The 16860-nt window shown below is 46.7% G+C and carries 11 protein-coding genes, 1 tRNA gene and 1 rRNA gene; 11 read left to right on the top strand and 2 right to left on the bottom strand.

What is annotated here, in order from left to right; all coding sequences use genetic code 11:
- Positions 1 to 25 precede the first annotated feature (25 nt).
- Both C7Y71_RS10730 and C7Y71_RS10725 read right to left on the bottom strand, forming a co-directional pair.
- Positions 26 to 99: transfer RNA gene (locus tag C7Y71_RS10730), tRNA-Ile, on the bottom strand.
- A gap of 216 nt (positions 100 to 315) precedes the next feature.
- Positions 316 to 1848 (bottom strand): 16S ribosomal RNA (locus tag C7Y71_RS10725).
- 538 nt (positions 1849 to 2386) lie between these two features.
- On the opposite strand from C7Y71_RS10725, the gene C7Y71_RS10720 reads away from it, so the two are divergent.
- From C7Y71_RS10720 to C7Y71_RS10670, 11 genes are all read left to right on the top strand, one after another.
- Positions 2387 to 2905 carry a peroxiredoxin family protein gene (locus tag C7Y71_RS10720; RefSeq protein ID WP_111897689.1) on the top strand — a complete coding sequence of 173 codons (519 nt, stop codon included), beginning with the start codon at positions 2387 to 2389 and terminating at the stop codon, positions 2903 to 2905.
- A gap of 9 nt (positions 2906 to 2914) precedes the next feature.
- Positions 2915 to 4678 carry a DUF6029 family protein gene (locus C7Y71_RS10715; RefSeq protein WP_226943464.1) on the top strand — a complete coding sequence of 588 codons (1764 nt, stop codon included), beginning with the start codon at positions 2915 to 2917 and terminating at the stop codon, positions 4676 to 4678.
- A 14-nt stretch (positions 4679 to 4692) separates the two neighbouring features.
- Positions 4693 to 5481, top strand: a complete 789-nt coding sequence (locus tag C7Y71_RS10710; protein ID WP_111897688.1) for an Omp28 family outer membrane lipoprotein — start codon at positions 4693 to 4695, stop codon at positions 5479 to 5481.
- Between the two features lie 222 nt (positions 5482 to 5703).
- Entirely contained in the window at positions 5704 to 6846 is a 1143-nt protein-coding gene (locus C7Y71_RS10705; RefSeq protein WP_111897687.1) for an MraY family glycosyltransferase, read from the top strand.
- Positions 6847 to 6920: 74 nt separating this feature from the next.
- A complete protein-coding gene (locus C7Y71_RS10700) occupies positions 6921 to 8060 on the top strand; it encodes an ABC transporter substrate-binding protein (protein ID WP_111897686.1) in 1140 nt (379 codons plus the stop codon).
- Between the two features lie 7 nt (positions 8061 to 8067).
- Positions 8068 to 9114: a FecCD family ABC transporter permease gene (locus tag C7Y71_RS10695; protein ID WP_226943461.1), complete on the top strand. Its 1047-nt coding sequence runs from the start codon at positions 8068 to 8070 to the stop codon at positions 9112 to 9114.
- A gap of 218 nt (positions 9115 to 9332) precedes the next feature.
- Positions 9333 to 10514 carry an AAA family ATPase gene (locus tag C7Y71_RS10690; protein ID WP_111897709.1) on the top strand — a complete coding sequence of 394 codons (1182 nt, stop codon included), beginning with the start codon at positions 9333 to 9335 and terminating at the stop codon, positions 10512 to 10514.
- Positions 10515 to 10663: 149 nt separating this feature from the next.
- Complete coding sequence (gene nifJ / locus C7Y71_RS10685; RefSeq protein WP_111897684.1) at positions 10664 to 14221, top strand: pyruvate:ferredoxin (flavodoxin) oxidoreductase; 3558 nt, start codon at positions 10664 to 10666, stop codon at positions 14219 to 14221.
- Positions 14222 to 14448: 227 nt separating this feature from the next.
- Complete coding sequence (locus C7Y71_RS10680) at positions 14449 to 15600, top strand: hypothetical protein (RefSeq protein ID WP_146739350.1); 1152 nt, start codon at positions 14449 to 14451, stop codon at positions 15598 to 15600.
- An 85-nt stretch (positions 15601 to 15685) separates the two neighbouring features.
- Positions 15686 to 16207 (top strand): low molecular weight protein-tyrosine-phosphatase, encoded by a 522-nt coding sequence (locus C7Y71_RS10675; RefSeq protein ID WP_111897682.1) that lies wholly within the window; start codon positions 15686 to 15688, stop codon positions 16205 to 16207.
- An 8-nt stretch (positions 16208 to 16215) separates the two neighbouring features.
- Complete coding sequence (locus C7Y71_RS10670) at positions 16216 to 16845, top strand: glutathione peroxidase (RefSeq protein WP_111897681.1); 630 nt, start codon at positions 16216 to 16218, stop codon at positions 16843 to 16845.
- Positions 16846 to 16860: the final 15 nt, after the last annotated feature.

The following is a 16860-nucleotide window of genomic DNA, read 5'->3' as shown; positions in this document are numbered from 1 at the left end:
CGGTGCTAATCGATATTAGCATTCGTAGTCCCAGGCAGACTTGAACTGCCGACCTCCACATTATCAGTGTGGCGCTCTAACCAACTGAGCTATAGGACTGGCAACGCCCGGGCCGCAACGGGGCGGCGGGCTTAAAGGGATGACCAATCTGCATTTCAGTATCTTCATGCGAATCTGCATCTTCATACGAAAACATGGCTCCATCCCGCCGTTATATCCAATAAATCCAATTACCGAAAGAGACAGCACAGGAAAGATGGGAAAAAACATCTCCTGAAAAAATAACTATATCAACTATATCACCAAAGCCTCCAGAAAGGAGGTGTTCCAGCCGCACCTTCCGGTACGGCTACCTTGTTACGACTTAGCCCCAATCACCAGTTTTACCCTAGGCCGATCCTTGCGGTCACAGCTTTCAGGCACCCCCAGCTTTCATGGCTTGACGGGCGGTGTGTACAAGGCCCGGGAACGTATTCACCGCGCCATGGCTGATGCGCGATTACTAGCGAATCCAGCTTCGTGGAGTCGGGTTGCAGACTCCAGTCCGAACTGAGGAGGATTTTAACGGATTAGCGTCCTGTCACCAGGTAGCAGCCCTCTGTAACCTCCATTGTAACACGTGTGTAGCCCCGGACGTAAGGGCCGTGCTGATTTGACGTCATCCCCACCTTCCTCACATCTTGCGATGGCAGTATCTGCGGAGTGCCCAGCATAACCTGATGGCAAACGCAGAAAAGGGTTGCGCTCGTTATGGCACTTAAGCCGACACCTCACGGCACGAGCTGACGACAACCATGCAGCACCTCTATGGCGGTCCCGAAGGAAATCAGGCGTCTCTGCCCAACGGCCACCACAGTTCAAGCCCGGGTAAGGTTCCTCGCGTATCATCGAATTAAACCACATGTTCCTCCGCTTGTGCGGGCCCCCGTCAATTCCTTTGAGTTTCACCGTTGCCGGCGTACTCCCCAGGTGGGATACTTAATACTTTCGCTCAGCGGCATACAGTATATCGCATACCGCGAGTATCCATCGTTTACTGTGTGGACTACCAGGGTATCTAATCCTGTTTGATACCCACACTTTCGAGCCTCAGCGTCAGTTGCGCCCCCGGCACCTGCCTTCGCGATCGGAGTTCTTCGTGATATCTAAGCATTTCACCGCTACACCACGAATTCCAGCGCCGCTGTGCGCACTCAAGATATCCAGTTTCAACTGCAGGTGCGACGTTGAGCGACGCAATTTCACAGCTGACTTAGATACCCGCCTACGCTCCCTTTAAACCCAATAAATCCGGATAACGCCCGGACCTTCCGTATTACCGCGGCTGCTGGCACGGAATTAGCCGGTCCTTATTCATGCGATACTTGCAATATGCCACACGTGGCACACTTTACCCTCGCATAAAAGCAGTTTACAACCTGTAAGGCCGTCATCCTGCACGCTACTTGGCTGGTTCAGTCTTGCGACCATTGACCAATATTCCTCACTGCTGCCTCCCGTAGGAGTTTGGACCGTGTCTCAGTTCCAATGTGGGGGACCTTCCTCTCAGAACCCCTACCCATCGTAGGTTAGGTGGGCCGTTACCCCGCCTACTGCCTAATGGGACGCATCCTCATCCTGTACCGATAAATCTTTGCTTTCTCTGTCATGCAACAAAAAAAGAACATCGGGCATTAATCCTACTTTCGCAGGGCTATTCCCGTGTGCAGGGTAGATTGGATACGCGTTACGCACCCGTGCGCCGGTCGCCATCACAGAAAGCAAGCTTCCTGCATGCTGCCCCTCGACTTGCATGTGTTAAGCCTGTAGCTAGCGTTCATCCTGAGCCAGGATCAAACTCTTCATTGTAAAAAAATATAATAAATTGTTTCCTTGGCTCGGTGACTAATTATAAAGTCTTGGATCAAATGGAGTATCGAATACTTCAATTGACGGAGATGTAAAAAAACTTTTTTACCCTTTCTCGCTCATGTACAAAATAATATGAACAATAAGCAAGAATCTCTCTTGTACTTCTCTTTTCAGTAATGGAAAAATTTCAAAGAACGATATCTTAAAACCGCCCATTTTTCAAAAGCGGCGACTGCAAAGATACGGCGAGTATTTTTACCAACAAAGAAATTTTGATATTTTTTTTATTTTTATTTTGATTATTTCTTCAATCACCTGATTATCAAGCATTAAAAATTTCCCATATTATTTTGTTTGTCAACTCCAGATTGCACTTTCAGAAATTATTCACTCGTTTTGCCATGCTTATATATGCAGTTTTATTTGGTATGTTTTGTTTATTCTGATTATTGTTTACATCCTTCATATATGTTTCATGTTGGTTGTTTTATGTTTTTGTTTGTGTACCTTTGCACCATATAATATATGAAGCGTCATGAAGAAATACTTCTCCTTTGTTTCCTTACTGATGTTTTGTGTTTCCGCATACGGACAATTACCACGCGTATCGCTCAGAGACATTTACGGCAACATCGTTTTTACTGATACCATATCGAATAATGGAAAGCCTATTATCATCAGTTTCTTTGCAACTTGGTGTAAGCCATGCATACGGGAACTCAATGCGATCAGCGAGAATTATGCCGACTGGCACAAAGAAAGCGGTGTGCGCGTCATCGCAGTATCTATAGACGATGCTCAGAATACTCAGAAAGTAAGACCTCTTGCAGATGGCTATAGTTGGACTTTCGATGTGCTTCTTGACCCTAACAGTGAATTTTGCCGTGCGATGAACGTTCACACCATCCCTCATGTTTTCGTTATTGACGGGAAAGGCAGGATTATCTATAGTCGAAACGGATACAGTGAGGGCTGCGAAGAAATTCTATACGACAAAGTTCTTGAAAATGCATACCCTGCTTCTGAAAAATACGTTTCTAAGAAAAAGCAATAATAAACTCTTATGTTCAAGCGCTTACTACAAATATTACTGATTGTTTTTGTATCACTGCCTGTTAATGCTCAAACCGACAGTATCATAAACGGAAAGAAGGATGAGAGTTTGTTGAGTGGTCTGAAATTTTCCGGTAGCATACAGAGCGATGTCTTGATTCCGGAAAAGGACCGAAAAATCAGGACTGGGGAACATAGCAACTGGGCACTCTCCAACACATACGCAGACCTTCGCCTAGCAAACAGGCACATAGAAATTGGCGGTCGTTTTCAATTTACGGAACATCCTCTGCCGGGATACGAAAAAGAGTTCAAGGGTTGGGGCGTGCCTTATTTCTACGTTAAAGGACACCTTAAACGGGCAGAACTGACTTTGTGCGACTTTTATGAACAATTCGGATCGGGTCTCATTCTCCGTTGTTATGAAGAACGTGAACTTGGTGTGGATAATGCCCTGCGTGGCGGGCGGCTCATTCTCCGCCCTATTGAGGGATTACAAGTGAAACTCATTGGCGGTAAACAGCGTCGTTACTGGCACCACAACAAATCCTTTGTTTATGGAGGGGACATTGAAATGGAACTATCGCATTGGATTAAACCACTGCGCAACAGGAACACGATTTTGACCATAGGCCTTTCGGGTGTAAGCAAGCACGAGAGCGATGAAGACATCCTATCTATACGGCCTACGGGCGAAAAGGATGCCTATGATGCCGATATTATCGGTGCATACAAACTCCATTTACCTAAGAACACTGGTGGTTTTGATATTCGTGCTGACTTACAAACATCACGTTGGCATTTTCTGGCAGAATATGCCCAAAAGAGCCATGACCCCTCATTCGACAACGGCTACACTTACCGACACGGAAAGACACTACTCTTGTCGGCATCATATTCGCGCAAAGGCTTAAGTGCTTTGCTACAGGCAAAGCGTAGCGAGGACATGAATTTTCGGAGCAGACGTTCTCAAACCGGTAATTCATCCTTCATCAACAACCTGCCCGCATTCACGATGGAACACACTTACTTCCTTGCATCTTCATATCCTTATGCCACACAAAACGTTCCTGGAGAATGGGCATTTCAAGGCTCTTTGAGTTATAATTTCATTCGTCACACCTTACTTGGCGGCAAATATGGCACACTTATAAGAATTAATGCCTCCCATACTTGCGGCATCAAGACAAATCCACTCTGCGACATGAACGGTGAGCCAATAACCGACCTTAAAGGCACGAAGGGGTATAACACCTCTTTCTGGAAATGGGGCACACATTCCTACTATCACGACATCAACATTCAATTTGAAAAAAAGATATCCAAGAATTTTAAATTGAACGGTATGTTTATGAATCAGTTGTATAACACTTCTGTCATTGAGGGAGAAGGCGAAACCGTTCATGCGAACATCTTTGTTCTTGAAGGCAATTTCAGCATCAGCCGAAAGGTAAAACTAAGATGTGAGACACAATATTTACGAACCAAGCAAGACGAAGGAGACAGGTTATATGGTCTCATTGAATTAAGTCTCCCACCCCATTTCATGTTTACTCTGAGCGACGAGTGGTGCAAGAGGGTTAGTGAGGCAAAAAATCCTGATTTAACACACGCCGTCCACTACTACATGGCTTCGATAGCCTATACACACGCATCCCACTCGCTCATAGTGGGATATGGGCGCACTGCGGATGGTTACAACTGTACGGGAGGTGTTTGTCGCTGGCAACCTGCGCAGAAAGGATTACAACTCTCTTATACTTTCACTTTCTAATCCTTATTATAGTTATGAAATTCAAGGCTACGTTATTACTCACTTTACTCCTTATATTATTTATCTATTCTTGCGACGATATTTCAGAAGAAAACCGTTTTTCTGTAATTCCTCTACCTATAGAAACGAGCAAGAAAGTATTGATAGAGGACTTTACCGGTCAACTGTGTCATAATTGCCCATACGCTGCAGAGACTATCCGCGACATCCAACGTCTTTATGGAGAAGACCATATCATAGCAGTGGCCATCCATGGTGGCGACCTGTCAATCGACGAGACCACAAATCCTCTCGGTTTAGCCACACCCCAAGGCACTGCTTATCAGAGATATTGGGGCGTCAATCATTGGCCTTGTGGCATGGTGGACCGTAAAGGCATTCTCGAACACACATCCTGGAGCGGAATGGTTACTCAACGTTTACAAGAGTCCCCTCAAGCAACAATTTCCATTGCCAACATACTTGATACAGAAAACAACAGATTGAAAATTGACGTAACGACTGAAGCAGAACAAGACTTTATCGGCAAACTGCAGATATGGCTTACAGAAGACAGCGTCTGCTGCCCACAGATTATGCCCGACGGAGAAATTGATGGTTTCTATTTGCACCGCCACGTTTTCCGCGCAAGTGTGAATGCACCTTACGGCGATGACATTTCCATGACTGCAGGCTCAAGACAAACAGTCTGTTACGAATATCAACTCAACGACATGTGGGATACATCACAACTTTACGTTGTTGCTTTTATCTACAACGACAGTGATGGTGTTTTGCAAGCAGAGAAAGCAAAGTGCAAATAGTTTATGGTATGTCCTATCAATTCTGATAATTGCGTATAACCTTCAGATATGTTCCATGTTGGTCGTTTTATATTTTGTTTCCGCATCTATAAAACGTCTCAACATAATTAACAGAATACACCTCATGTATCTTGGTTTGCCTCACATTCCTTCAAAAAAACTCAACATGCAAGCATTTATTTCAAAATTTGATGTAATTTTGCATGATAAGACTTTTTAAATATGCTAAACAACAGTTTGTACATTATCTTCGCTTTCTGCCTGGCAGCAGGACTGGGCGCCATGATTATGCCGAAGATTTTGTTTATTTCCCAAAAGAAGAAACTCTTCGACCTACCAAATAGCCGTAAGGTCCACGACACGCCCATTCCTCGTCTCGGCGGCCTGTCGTTTTTTCCTGAAATCATTATTACTTGCGGTTTCATTGTAGGCCTACGTTTCCTTTTAGGCCTCTCCATCGACTCTGCAGGTCCACAAGAGGCTACAATGTGCAAGTACCTTATGCTCATTGTAGGCATGACCATTCTTTATTTGATAGGCATTTGCGACGACCTCGTTGGATTGAGTTATAAGCCCAAGTTTTTAGCACAACTGATTGCAGCATCATTTCTTGCCGCGAGCGGAACATGGCTAAACACACTAAACGGTTTGTTTGGTATCTACGACATTCCTGCTTACGTGGGCATGCCCATTACCATTTTCCTTGTGATATATATCACAAATGCGATTAACTTGATTGATGGTATTGACGGATTGGCGAGTGGTCTTTGCTGCATAGCCTTAGGAATTTTAACCATCATCAATGTTTATCACCAACAATACTATTTTGCTCTCTTAGGGGCGAGCACATTTGGCGTGATAGTACCTTTTTGGGTTTACAACGTTTTCGGTAATGCCAAACATGGTCACAAGATTTTCATGGGCGACACAGGCAGTCTGACCTTAGGCTTAGTCCTCGGTTTTTTGGCGATTAACATGAGTCAGAACATGACAGGGCGCCCTAATGACGTAAATCACACAATGATTATCGTTTTCAGCACACTCATTGTACCAGTATTTGATGTTGTACGCGTAGTTTTCCGCCGCGTGATCAACAAGAAGAATCCATTCCTTCCTGACAAGAATCATTTTCACCACAAATTGCTCCGTACGGGCATGCGTGCACGCTGGGTGATGATAACTATTTTGCTTTTCAGCGGTTTCTTCATCATTATCAACACTTTGATGACGAAAAACATCAACATCAATATCATTGTAGTCATCGATATTGCGGTTTGGGTGCTTTTCCATTGTATCGTAACACACTTCGGCAACAAGCACAAGCGCGAAAAAGAGGCGAAAGAGAAAGCAGCAACAATGTCATAACAAAAACAATCCCCATACGACAGATGTTTGTAGCAGTTGCGAAATGACAACCACAAGCATCTGTCTTTATTATCATGATAAACAAACGGATTGCATCCATTCTCATATTCCTTTCGCTTGCTCTTGTTACGCTGACAAACAGTTGTAAAGACGTTTCAAATACAGCCCAAGACAACAAAGGCGACACTTTACGTTTGCGACATTCCGAATTATTGCAAATCGTCAGGCATGAGGGCTACACAGAAGTCATTGTGAAAGATGCGTGGCATAAAGATAAGGTTCTGCATCGTTACAATCTCATAGCATACACAGACAGTATTCCCAAAGACATGCCTACAGGCACTGTAGTACGAACACCTCTCAAACGCAGCATCACGTTTTCAAGTGTTCATGCCAGCCTGCTTCATGAACTCGGTAAAACAGGTAGCGTGTGCGGCATCTGCGATTGCAACTACATTCTTTCTGATACGCTTAAGAATTTAATAAGCAGCGGTAAGATGACTGATATGGGTCAGTCGCTGCAGCCCAACATTGAACGCATCATAGCATCGAATGCCGATGCACTGTTGGTATCACCTTTTGAGAATAACACCTACGGCCCGATTGAAAAGTTGAACATTCCTATCATAGAGTGTGCTGATTATATGGAAACCAGTCCTTTGGGCCGCGCTGAGTGGGTGATTCTCTTTGGAATGCTTTACGATTGTGAAGCGTTGGCAGACAGCATGTTCAAAGAGATAGAGACGTCATACAACTCATGGAAAGAAAAAGCAGCCCGAACTACTTCTCGCCCGACTTTGATTGTTGATAAAAAGACAGGCCCGGTCTGGTACATGCCAGGCGGCAGGAGTACGATGGGCCGTCTCTATGAAGATGCCGGATGCCGGTACGTCTTTGCCGATTTAAGGGAGAGCGGGTCTGTGAGCCTCAACTTCGAGACGGTCTTTTCTAAAGCCTCTGATGCAGATTTATGGCTGATGAAATATGGGTCCCCGAAAGACCTGACTTACCGCTCACTCTTGACTGACGACAAGCGCTATGCAGAGTTCAAGGCCTTCAAGACGAGGCACATATATGGCTGCAACACGCTAAACGTTGCATTTTTTGAAGAAACGCCGTTCCATCCTGAGCGGGTACTGAAAGAAGTGGTTGCGATTGCTCACCCGGAGTTAGGTTTTGACAAATACAGGTATTTCAAAGCACTAAAAGAATAAGCATCCCATGGCCAGCACTACCTCACATACGAAGTCATCGTCATCGCGCACCACATTCCATTTGTCTCTGCAAATGTGCCTTTTCGCTGTGCTTGCGTTTTGCACTATAGCCTTTGGGAGCACAAACATACCATTTTCCGAAATCGTTGGTGCATTGACAGGTGGAGAGTGTAGCGACACGAGCCACTTCATCATTATTGAGTCTCGAATACCACAACTCGTTACAGCGGCGTTGGGTGGCACTGCTCTGGGCTTGAGCGGTCTCGTGATGCAGACCATATTCTCCAATCCGCTCGCCGACCCTTCCATACTTGGCGTTAATTCAGGTGCAAGTCTTGGCGCGGCTATCGCCATACTACTCCTCGGCGGCAGTTTCATGGCAGGCGAAATGTTATTGTCGGGCTTCATGCTTACGGCATTGTTTGCTCTTGCGGGTGCTGTGATTGTCATAGTTCTGCTCGTTGTTTGTTCCACATTCCTACACAACAACCTGATGCTTCTCATCGCAGGTGTGATGATCAGTTATCTTACGTCCTCTGTTGTATCATTGCTCAGTTTCTATTCCACTGATTATGGCGTTCAGTCGTATGTATTTTGGGGTCTTGGCGATTTCAGTGCCGTAACAAGCGACCGCCTTATTCCCTACTCCATCTCCATCCTTGCAGGTGTCTGCAGCATCATTCTTCTCGTCAAGCCTCTCAATGCGTTGCTTTTAGGCGAAGACTATGCCAAAAGTTTAGGTATTCGCTTGAGAAGCGCACGCACGACACTGCTTTTGAGTGTAGGATGGCTCTCAGCCATTGTAACAGCCTTTTGCGGGCCGATTTCATTCATCGGACTGGCTGTGCCGCATGCTGCACGTTTCTTATTTTCTACGTCCAACCATCGCACTCTTATCCCTGCCACATTGCTACTTGGCTGCAACACAGCCCTGCTCTGCAATGTCGTATCACATCTCCCGGGTTCCAATATCGCACTCCCCGTCAACTCACTGACATCTCTGCTTGGAGTTCCCGTGGTGCTTTATCTGCTTATCAGGCGGAAAAATATATAGAAAATTATTTAGCAACATTTTTTAATATTGTTTATATATTTTTCACAAAATTTTATTACTTTTGCGTTTGAAGTCGTAATATCGGCTTGCCATTGCACTATTGCAGTGAACACAAGGCCGTCAGCGATGCTTTGCAGCATTTTGCGGCAGATATATAATAATTAAAAACCAGAACCTTTCCTTAAAATCAAATAAGACGCACTATGGTAATAGACTCAATGAGCAAATTCTACCAGACGCACGATTTCTGGATGGAGCATGCCAAGTTTTCAGTCCGCCGTTCATTAATGGACAATATTGACTGGAGTTATCGCCTCATAGGCATCCGAGGACCTCGCGGTGTTGGCCGTACTTCTTTCCTCCTTCAATTTGCGAAGGATAATTTTGCGCCATACATGCATCAATGCCTGTTCATCAGCATGAACAACTTCTATTTTCAGGGTTGCGGCATAGTGGACTTTGCAGGCGAATTTGTTCGCAATGGCGGACAGGTGCTTCTCATAGACCAGATGTTCAAACTTCGCGGTTGGAAAGAGCAACTTATAGCGTGCTACAACAAGTACCCGCGTCTCCGCATTGTATTTACAACCACTTCCCTGACCGACAGTGAAGAAGAAGACAGTGAACTAAGCCAGGTATGCCGTTTCTACCACCTCCACGGCTTCTCGTTCCGCGAATACATCAATCAGCAGACCGACAACAATTTTCCTTCCTACAGCCTTGAGGAGATAGTAAACGACCACGAACAAATCGTTCGTTCCATTCTCCATGAGGTTGAACCTTGGGATCATTTCGAGAAATACCTCCGTCATGGTCACTATCCATTCTACATCGAGAACCGCAATTTCACGGAGAGTTTGCTCAAGTCGATGAATAGCATGATAGAAACGGACATTTTGCTCTCCAAGCAAATAGAACTGAAATATCTGTCGCGCATCAAGAAGTTGCTCTACTTGCTTGCCATCTCTGAAGAGAGTGCGCCGAATGTAAGCAAACTTGCAGAAGAAATCGGCACATCGAGGGCTACCGTGATGAACTACCTTAGATACCTTGAAGAAGGACGTTTCATTAACCTGATCTATCGCCCCGGCGACGTATTCCCGAAGAAACCCGCAGCAGTCAAGTTGCACAATACCAACCTGATGTATGCACTCAATGTGCCCAACATGGACGAGCAAAACATCTATGAAACTTACTTAGTGAATTGTCTGTGGCGTCACCACAAGGTTAACAAAGGCAGACGTCCCGGTTTCTTCCTGATAAACGATGAATACGACATTTGTGTTTGCGACAAACTGAAACGCATCAAGACTCCGGGCGACACGGTTTTTGCCCGTTACAACCTTGAGTCGGGTCTCGGCAAAGACATCCCCATCTGGCTTTTCGGATTTGCACATTAACACAGCAAGCGACATGCCCCTCATCCGGCTCGCGCATATATCAATGACAACTTATATATTACAATAACATAACCGTTTAATAACAGCCTTCAATTTTGGCTCTCCTCGTTGGAGTGTCAAGTTGCAAGGCCTTTTCACATTTTATCAAAATGGCAAAAGAAAAGAAAATGATTACTTGTGACGGCAATCAGGCCGCCGCTCATGTAGCCTACATGTTTTCTGAGGTTGCAGCCATCTATCCCATCACACCGTCATCGCCTATGGCTGAACACGTTGATGAATGGGCAGCACAGGGCCGCAAGAACCTCTTTGGCGACACAGTGCACGTTCAGGAAATGCAATCGGAGGGCGGTGCTGCCGGTGCCGTCCATGGCTCGCTTCAAGCAGGTGCGCTTACCAGTACATTTACGGCGTCTCAGGGTTTGCTCCTGATGATTCCAAACATGTACAAGATAGCAGGCGAACTCATTCCGAGTGTATTCCACGTATCAGCCCGTACCATCGCCACCCACTCTCTCTGTATTTTCGGCGACCACAGTGACGTCATGGCTTGCCGCCAGACAGGTTTTGCTATGCTTTGCGAAGGCAGTGTACAGGAAGTAATGGACCTCTCTGCAGTGGCTCACCTTGCTACTATTGAGAGCCGTGTGCCTTTCATCAATTTCTTCGATGGTTTCCGCACATCGCATGAATACCAGAAGATTGAGGAAATTGACCAAGAGGAACTCCGTCCGCTGATCAATCAGGAAGCACTTGCAGAATTCCGTGCCCGTGCACTCAATCCCGAACAGCCCGTAGCACGCGGTATGGCAGAGAATCCAGAAACATTCTTTGCTCATAGAGAAAGTTGCAATAGTTACTACAACGCTGTGCCTGAAATTGTTGAAAAATACATGGCAGCAGTGAGCAAGATTACTGGTCGCGAATACAAGTTGTTTAGCTACTACGGCGCAGAAGATGCAGAAAGCATCATCATCGCTATGGGTTCTGTAACAGAGGCTGCTCGCGAAGCTATTGACCACATGATAGCCAAAGGCGAAAAAGTGGGTATGGTCAGCGTACACCTCTATCGTCCTTTCTCTGTAAAGCACTTCCTCGATGCAGTGCCTAAGACAGTGAAGCGCATTGCCGTTCTCGACCGCACTAAGGAACCAGGTGCAGAAGGCGAGCCTCTCTATCTTGACGTAAAGAGTGCATTCTACGATGTTGAGAATCGTCCTCTCATCATTGGTGGTCGTTATGGTCTTGGTTCATGCGACACCACACCAACGATGATTATTTCTGTATTCGACAACCTTAAACTCGCTGAACCGAAAGACCACTTCACTCTCGGCATAGTTGATGACGTTACATTCACGAGTCTGCCTCTTGAAAAAGAGATGGCACTCGGTGGCGAAGGCATTTTCGAAGCCAAATTCTATGGTCTCGGTGCAGATGGTACAGTAGGTGCTAACAAGAACTCTGTAAAGATAATCGGTGATAACACAGACAAATATTGCCAGGCATACTTCTCATACGACTCCAAGAAGTCTGGCGGTTTCACTTGTTCTCACCTTCGTTTCGGCGACACACCTATTCGTTCCACTTATCAGATTAAGACGCCTAATTTCGTAGCATGTCATGTTCAAGCATATCTACACATGTACGATGTGCTACGCGGTTTGCGCGACAATGGTACATTCCTTCTCAACACCATTTGGGAAGGCGAAGAACTCGCAAAGAATCTGCCAAACAATGTGAAGCGCTACTTTGCAGAGCACAACATCACAGTTTACTACATCAATGCTACCAAGATTGCTCAAGAAATTGGTCTTGGCAACCGCACAAACACCATTCTTCAGTCAGCATTCTTCCGCATTACGGAGGTAATTCCTATTGACCTTGCCATTGAGCAGATGAAGAAATTCATCGTAAAATCATACGGTCGTAAAGGTCAGGACATCGTTGACAAGAACTATGCTGCCGTAGATCGTGGTGGCGAATACAAGCAACTCGCTGTTGATCCCGCATGGGCTAACCTTCCTGAAGACGAAGCCATTGTACGCGACGAGCCCGAATTCATCACTAACGTCATGCGTCCTATCAATGCGCAGAACGGCGATTTGCTCCCTGTAAGTGCATACGCAGATAGTATTGATGGTACATGGCCCCAAGGAACTGCAGCCTACGAGAAACGTGGTGTGGCACCATTCGTGCCAGTATGGAATAGCGAAAACTGTATCCAATGTAACAAATGTTCATACGTTTGTCCTCACGCTTGTATCCGCCCGTTCGTACTCGACGAGAAAGAGGCTGCAGGCATCGACGTGCCTATGCTTGAAATGAAGGCTCCTGCAGCGCTCAAGGGCATGAAGTTCCGCATTCAAACCAGTGTTATGGACTGTACAGGTTGCGGCAACTGTGTTGACGTATGTCCTGGTATGCGTGGCAACAAGGCTCTTGCCATGGTGGCACTCGACACACAACTCGAAGAAGATGCCAACTGGACATATATGGTGAAGAATGTGAAGTCGAAACAGACGCTCGTTGACATCGCATTGAACCCCAAAAACTCACAATTCGCTACCCCACTCTTCGAGTTCAGCGGTGCGTGTGCAGGTTGCGGTGAAACACCATACGTAAAACTCGTTTCACAACTCTTCGGCGACCGTCAGATGGTAGCAAATGCCACAGGTTGCTCTTCTATCTACTCCGGTTCTATTCCTTCCACACCTTACACCACGAATGAAGAAGGTCAGGGTCCCGCTTGGGCAAACTCTCTCTTCGAGGACTTCTGCGAATTCGGTCTCGGTATGGAATTGGCGGGTAAGAAGATGCGCCAACGCATTCAGAAACTCCTTGAAGGTGCCATTGCAGAAGACGAAACTCCTGCAGAATTCAAGGCAGCAGCCGAAGAATGGATTGCAGGCAAGGACGACAGCAAACTGAGCCGCGAGGCAGGCAAGAAACTTGAGCCTATGATTAAGGCTGCCGCAGAGAAAGGTTGCGCTACATGCAAGCAACTCGCCGAACTTACCCACTTCCTGACCAAACGCAGCCAGTGGATTATCGGTGGCGACGGTGCAAGTTATGATATCGGTTATGGTGGTCTCGACCACGTACTCGCCAGCGGAGAGGACATTAACATCCTCGTGCTCGACACCGAAGTATATTCCAACACTGGTGGTCAGGCATCAAAGGCTACTCCTATCGGTGCCATTGCACAATTTGCTGCTTCAGGTAAGCGCGTAACGAAGAAAGATCTTGGTCTCATGCAAGCCACATACGGTTACGTTTACGTTGCACAAGTGGCTATGGGTGCAGACAACGCACAGTGCCTCAAGGCTATCCGCGAAGCAGAAGCCTATCCAGGACCTTCACTCGTCATCGCTTACGCACCATGTATCAATCATGGTCTGAAGATCAAGGGCGGCATGGGACGTTCTCAAGAAGAAGAAGCACGTGCTGTGGCATGCGGTTACTGGCACCTCTGGCGCTACAACCCAGAAAATGCTAACGAAGGCAAGAATCCATTCACGCTCGACAGCAAGGCACCGAAGTGGGAAGACTTCCAGGACTACTTGCAGCACGAAGTACGCTTCTCATCACTCTCTAAGGCATTCCCCGAGGAGGCTGACGTACTGTTCCAGGAAACCGAGAAAGCTGCAAAGCGTCGCTATCAAAGTTATATCCGCAAGACACAGGAAGACTGGAGCGAAATCATCTGATGCACTTCAGTTATCATACTGACAACGGGCGCGTTTCATTCCGGAACGCGCCCGTTTTTTTGTCATTACGCGTTTTTTACGTAACTTTACACAAAAATAAGCCTATAATGCTAATTTGATGTAGCACTTGAGAAGTTTGTCTACGGATAATCCATGGCCATCTTTGGCAAGAAAATTGTTGGCAAAAAAATGGCTACACAGAAAGACTTCAAGTAGAAATTCAAGCCATGACAAACCAAACCTATCGTCCACGCAACCCCGGGCACGACTATTATGGTGTAGGTGTCTATCTCGTCACATTGGTGGTGAGCCGGAGGGAGGCTTTGTTTGGACAATTAGGCTGTAAACCTACCGCTCCGAGAGTGATGTTGTCGCCGTTGGGTGAGGCAGTGCAGCAGGCGTGGGAGCAGTTGCCGGAAAAGCAGGCGGAGCATGGCAACCGTGTGACGGTACATGCGTGCGTCTGCATGCCCGACCATTTCCATGGTGTGATTGAGGTGCTTGAGCCCATGGCGTGGAGCCTTGGCGATATTATGCAGACCTTCAAGGCGGTATGCACCAGTCTCTGGCAGCGGCTGCAGGGGCTTCCTCCGTCCGTCAATCGTCCGATATCGGCCGATTGCTTCAGCGACGAGGCTCCGGCATGGCTGCGCGAAAAAGCCCTGAAATGCGACAGCGAGGGCGAACTTATCCGCACCATGTCAAAGCGCGAGCGTCGCGAATACTATGCCATGCCGGGACGGGAACATTGCCCGCTGTTCGACGAGAACTACGACGACACGGTATGCCTCAACGAGCGGCACCGTGAAGCCATGATAGCCTACGTCAACGACAACCCGCGGCGAGCCATCCTGCGGCATGCGTTGCCGGACGTGATGCAGCGTAGCCTGCATGTGCAGATAGGCGAGCGCTCATACGGGGCTTTCGGCAATCTGTTCCTGCTCAGGTGGGCAAACAAGATACAGGTGCATTGCCACAGGAGGCATCCCGACAGCGGTCTGCCTTACGAACAGACCGACGACTACGCCAGGCAGCACCGCGAATGGGTCAGTGCCATCGTTGGTGGCGGTACAGCCATCGTAACACCGGGCATCTCGCGCGGCGAACAGATCATGAAGAACGAATGCCTGGAGAAGGGCTATCCGCTCATTCACTTGCAGGACACACCGATAACCTCCTTTTGGAAACCGGAGCGAAAACGTTTTGATGCCTGCGCCGATGGCAGTCTGCTCATACTGGCGCCGTGGGGACTCGACGAGATGAGACCGGTGGAGGGCGTGCCGGCAAACTCAGACTACAGCCGCTTCCATAATCTCAACACAATAGCGGCAGAAATATGCGCCTTTACAGAGAATGCGAGAATAATCAGAAAACCATAAAACGATGTTCTAACAAATAAAACACATTGACACCATTCATGCCGTAATTACGCCACATACGGCATAAGGCAGATAAAATAATAGAATGGCCGAAAAAAAGAGTATAAAACCGAATGATAATCAGAGAATAGGAGTTCTCTTCGTCTGTCTTGGAAACATTTGTCGTTCTCCGGCGGCAGAAGGGGTTTTTGCTTCGACTGTTGAGAAGGAAGGGCTTGCCGATGCATTTTATGTAGATTCTGCCGGCACTTACGGGGGACATTCCGGCGACCTCCCCGATTATCGCATGCGGCAACATGCATCTGCCAGGGGTTATGACCTTACGCATCGCGCCCGACTGATTAACTCTGACGACTTCAAACGCTTTGACGCTATAGTTACGATGGACGAGTCGAATTACCGCAACATCTGCCGTATGGCGCGAACAGGAGAAGAAGAAAGAAAAATACTGCGCATGGCGGATTTTCTTGTCGGTTTCGACAACTATGACGAAGTGCCAGACCCATACTACGAAGGTCCTGAAGGATTTGAACTCGTACTCGACATGCTCGAGGCAAGTTGTGAACGGCTAATGGACTATTTACTCGATAATATTACTAAACAATAAAGTACATTATGAAAAGAATTCTCTTACTGATAGTAGCAGTTATCTGCCTGACAGCATCCGCACAAAAGAACATTTATGGCTTCTATGCCCTTGACGCTAAAGAACGCGATGTTTCCATGTCGGCATACAAAGGCAAAGTAATTCTCATCGTAAACACCGCTACAAAATGCGGTTTCACACCACAATACACAGAACTGCAAGCCTTTTACGAAAAGTATAAGGACCGTGGACTCGTCATCCTTGACTTTCCTTGCAACCAATTCGGCAATCAGGCACCAGGCTCAATGAAGGAAATACAAAATTTTTGCTCTGCCAACTTCAACGTTACATTCCCGCAATTCAGCAAGGTTCTCGTCAATGGAGAAGGAGAAACTCCCCTATTCACTTTCCTAAAGAAAAAACTGCCATTCAAGGGTTTCGACACTTCTAACCAAACTGGAGCCTTTATGGACAACATGCTTCGTAAGCAAGATGCCAACTATGATAGGAAAAGCGACGTCAAGTGGAATTTTACCAAATTTCTGGTAAACACTAAAGGTAAACCCGTCATGCGCTTTGAACCTACAGCCCCCATCAGCGAAGTGGAGGCAGCGATTATAAGAGAACTCGCAAAAGTAGTGGTAAGTGCTATCAAATAAATAAGAGAGCCATCA

It is taken from the genome of Pseudoprevotella muciniphila (assembly GCF_003265305.2).
Lineage (GTDB): Bacteria > Bacteroidota > Bacteroidia > Bacteroidales > Bacteroidaceae > Alloprevotella > Alloprevotella muciniphila.
This window is presented reverse-complemented; position numbering and strand designations above follow the sequence as displayed.

Excerpts from the sequence above, each read along its gene's own strand:
- C7Y71_RS10700 (WP_111897686.1), top strand. The coding sequence starts at position 6,921 with ATGATAAACAAACGGATTGCATCCATTCTCATATTCCTTTCGCTTGCT.
- C7Y71_RS10680 (WP_146739350.1), top strand. The coding sequence starts at position 14,449 with ATGACAAACCAAACCTATCGTCCACGCAACCCCGGGCACGACTATTAT.
- C7Y71_RS10720 (WP_111897689.1), top strand. The coding sequence starts at position 2,387 with ATGAAGAAATACTTCTCCTTTGTTTCCTTACTGATGTTTTGTGTTTCC.
- C7Y71_RS10690 (WP_111897709.1), top strand. The coding sequence starts at position 9,333 with ATGAGCAAATTCTACCAGACGCACGATTTCTGGATGGAGCATGCCAAG.
- nifJ (WP_111897684.1), top strand. The coding sequence starts at position 10,664 with ATGGCAAAAGAAAAGAAAATGATTACTTGTGACGGCAATCAGGCCGCC.
- C7Y71_RS10675 (WP_111897682.1), top strand. The coding sequence starts at position 15,686 with ATGGCCGAAAAAAAGAGTATAAAACCGAATGATAATCAGAGAATAGGA.
- C7Y71_RS10710 (WP_111897688.1), top strand. The coding sequence starts at position 4,693 with ATGAAATTCAAGGCTACGTTATTACTCACTTTACTCCTTATATTATTT.
- C7Y71_RS10695 (WP_226943461.1), top strand. The coding sequence starts at position 8,068 with ATGGCCAGCACTACCTCACATACGAAGTCATCGTCATCGCGCACCACA.
- C7Y71_RS10715 (WP_226943464.1), top strand. The coding sequence starts at position 2,915 with ATGTTCAAGCGCTTACTACAAATATTACTGATTGTTTTTGTATCACTG.
- C7Y71_RS10705 (WP_111897687.1), top strand. The coding sequence starts at position 5,704 with ATGCTAAACAACAGTTTGTACATTATCTTCGCTTTCTGCCTGGCAGCA.
- C7Y71_RS10670 (WP_111897681.1), top strand. The coding sequence starts at position 16,216 with ATGAAAAGAATTCTCTTACTGATAGTAGCAGTTATCTGCCTGACAGCA.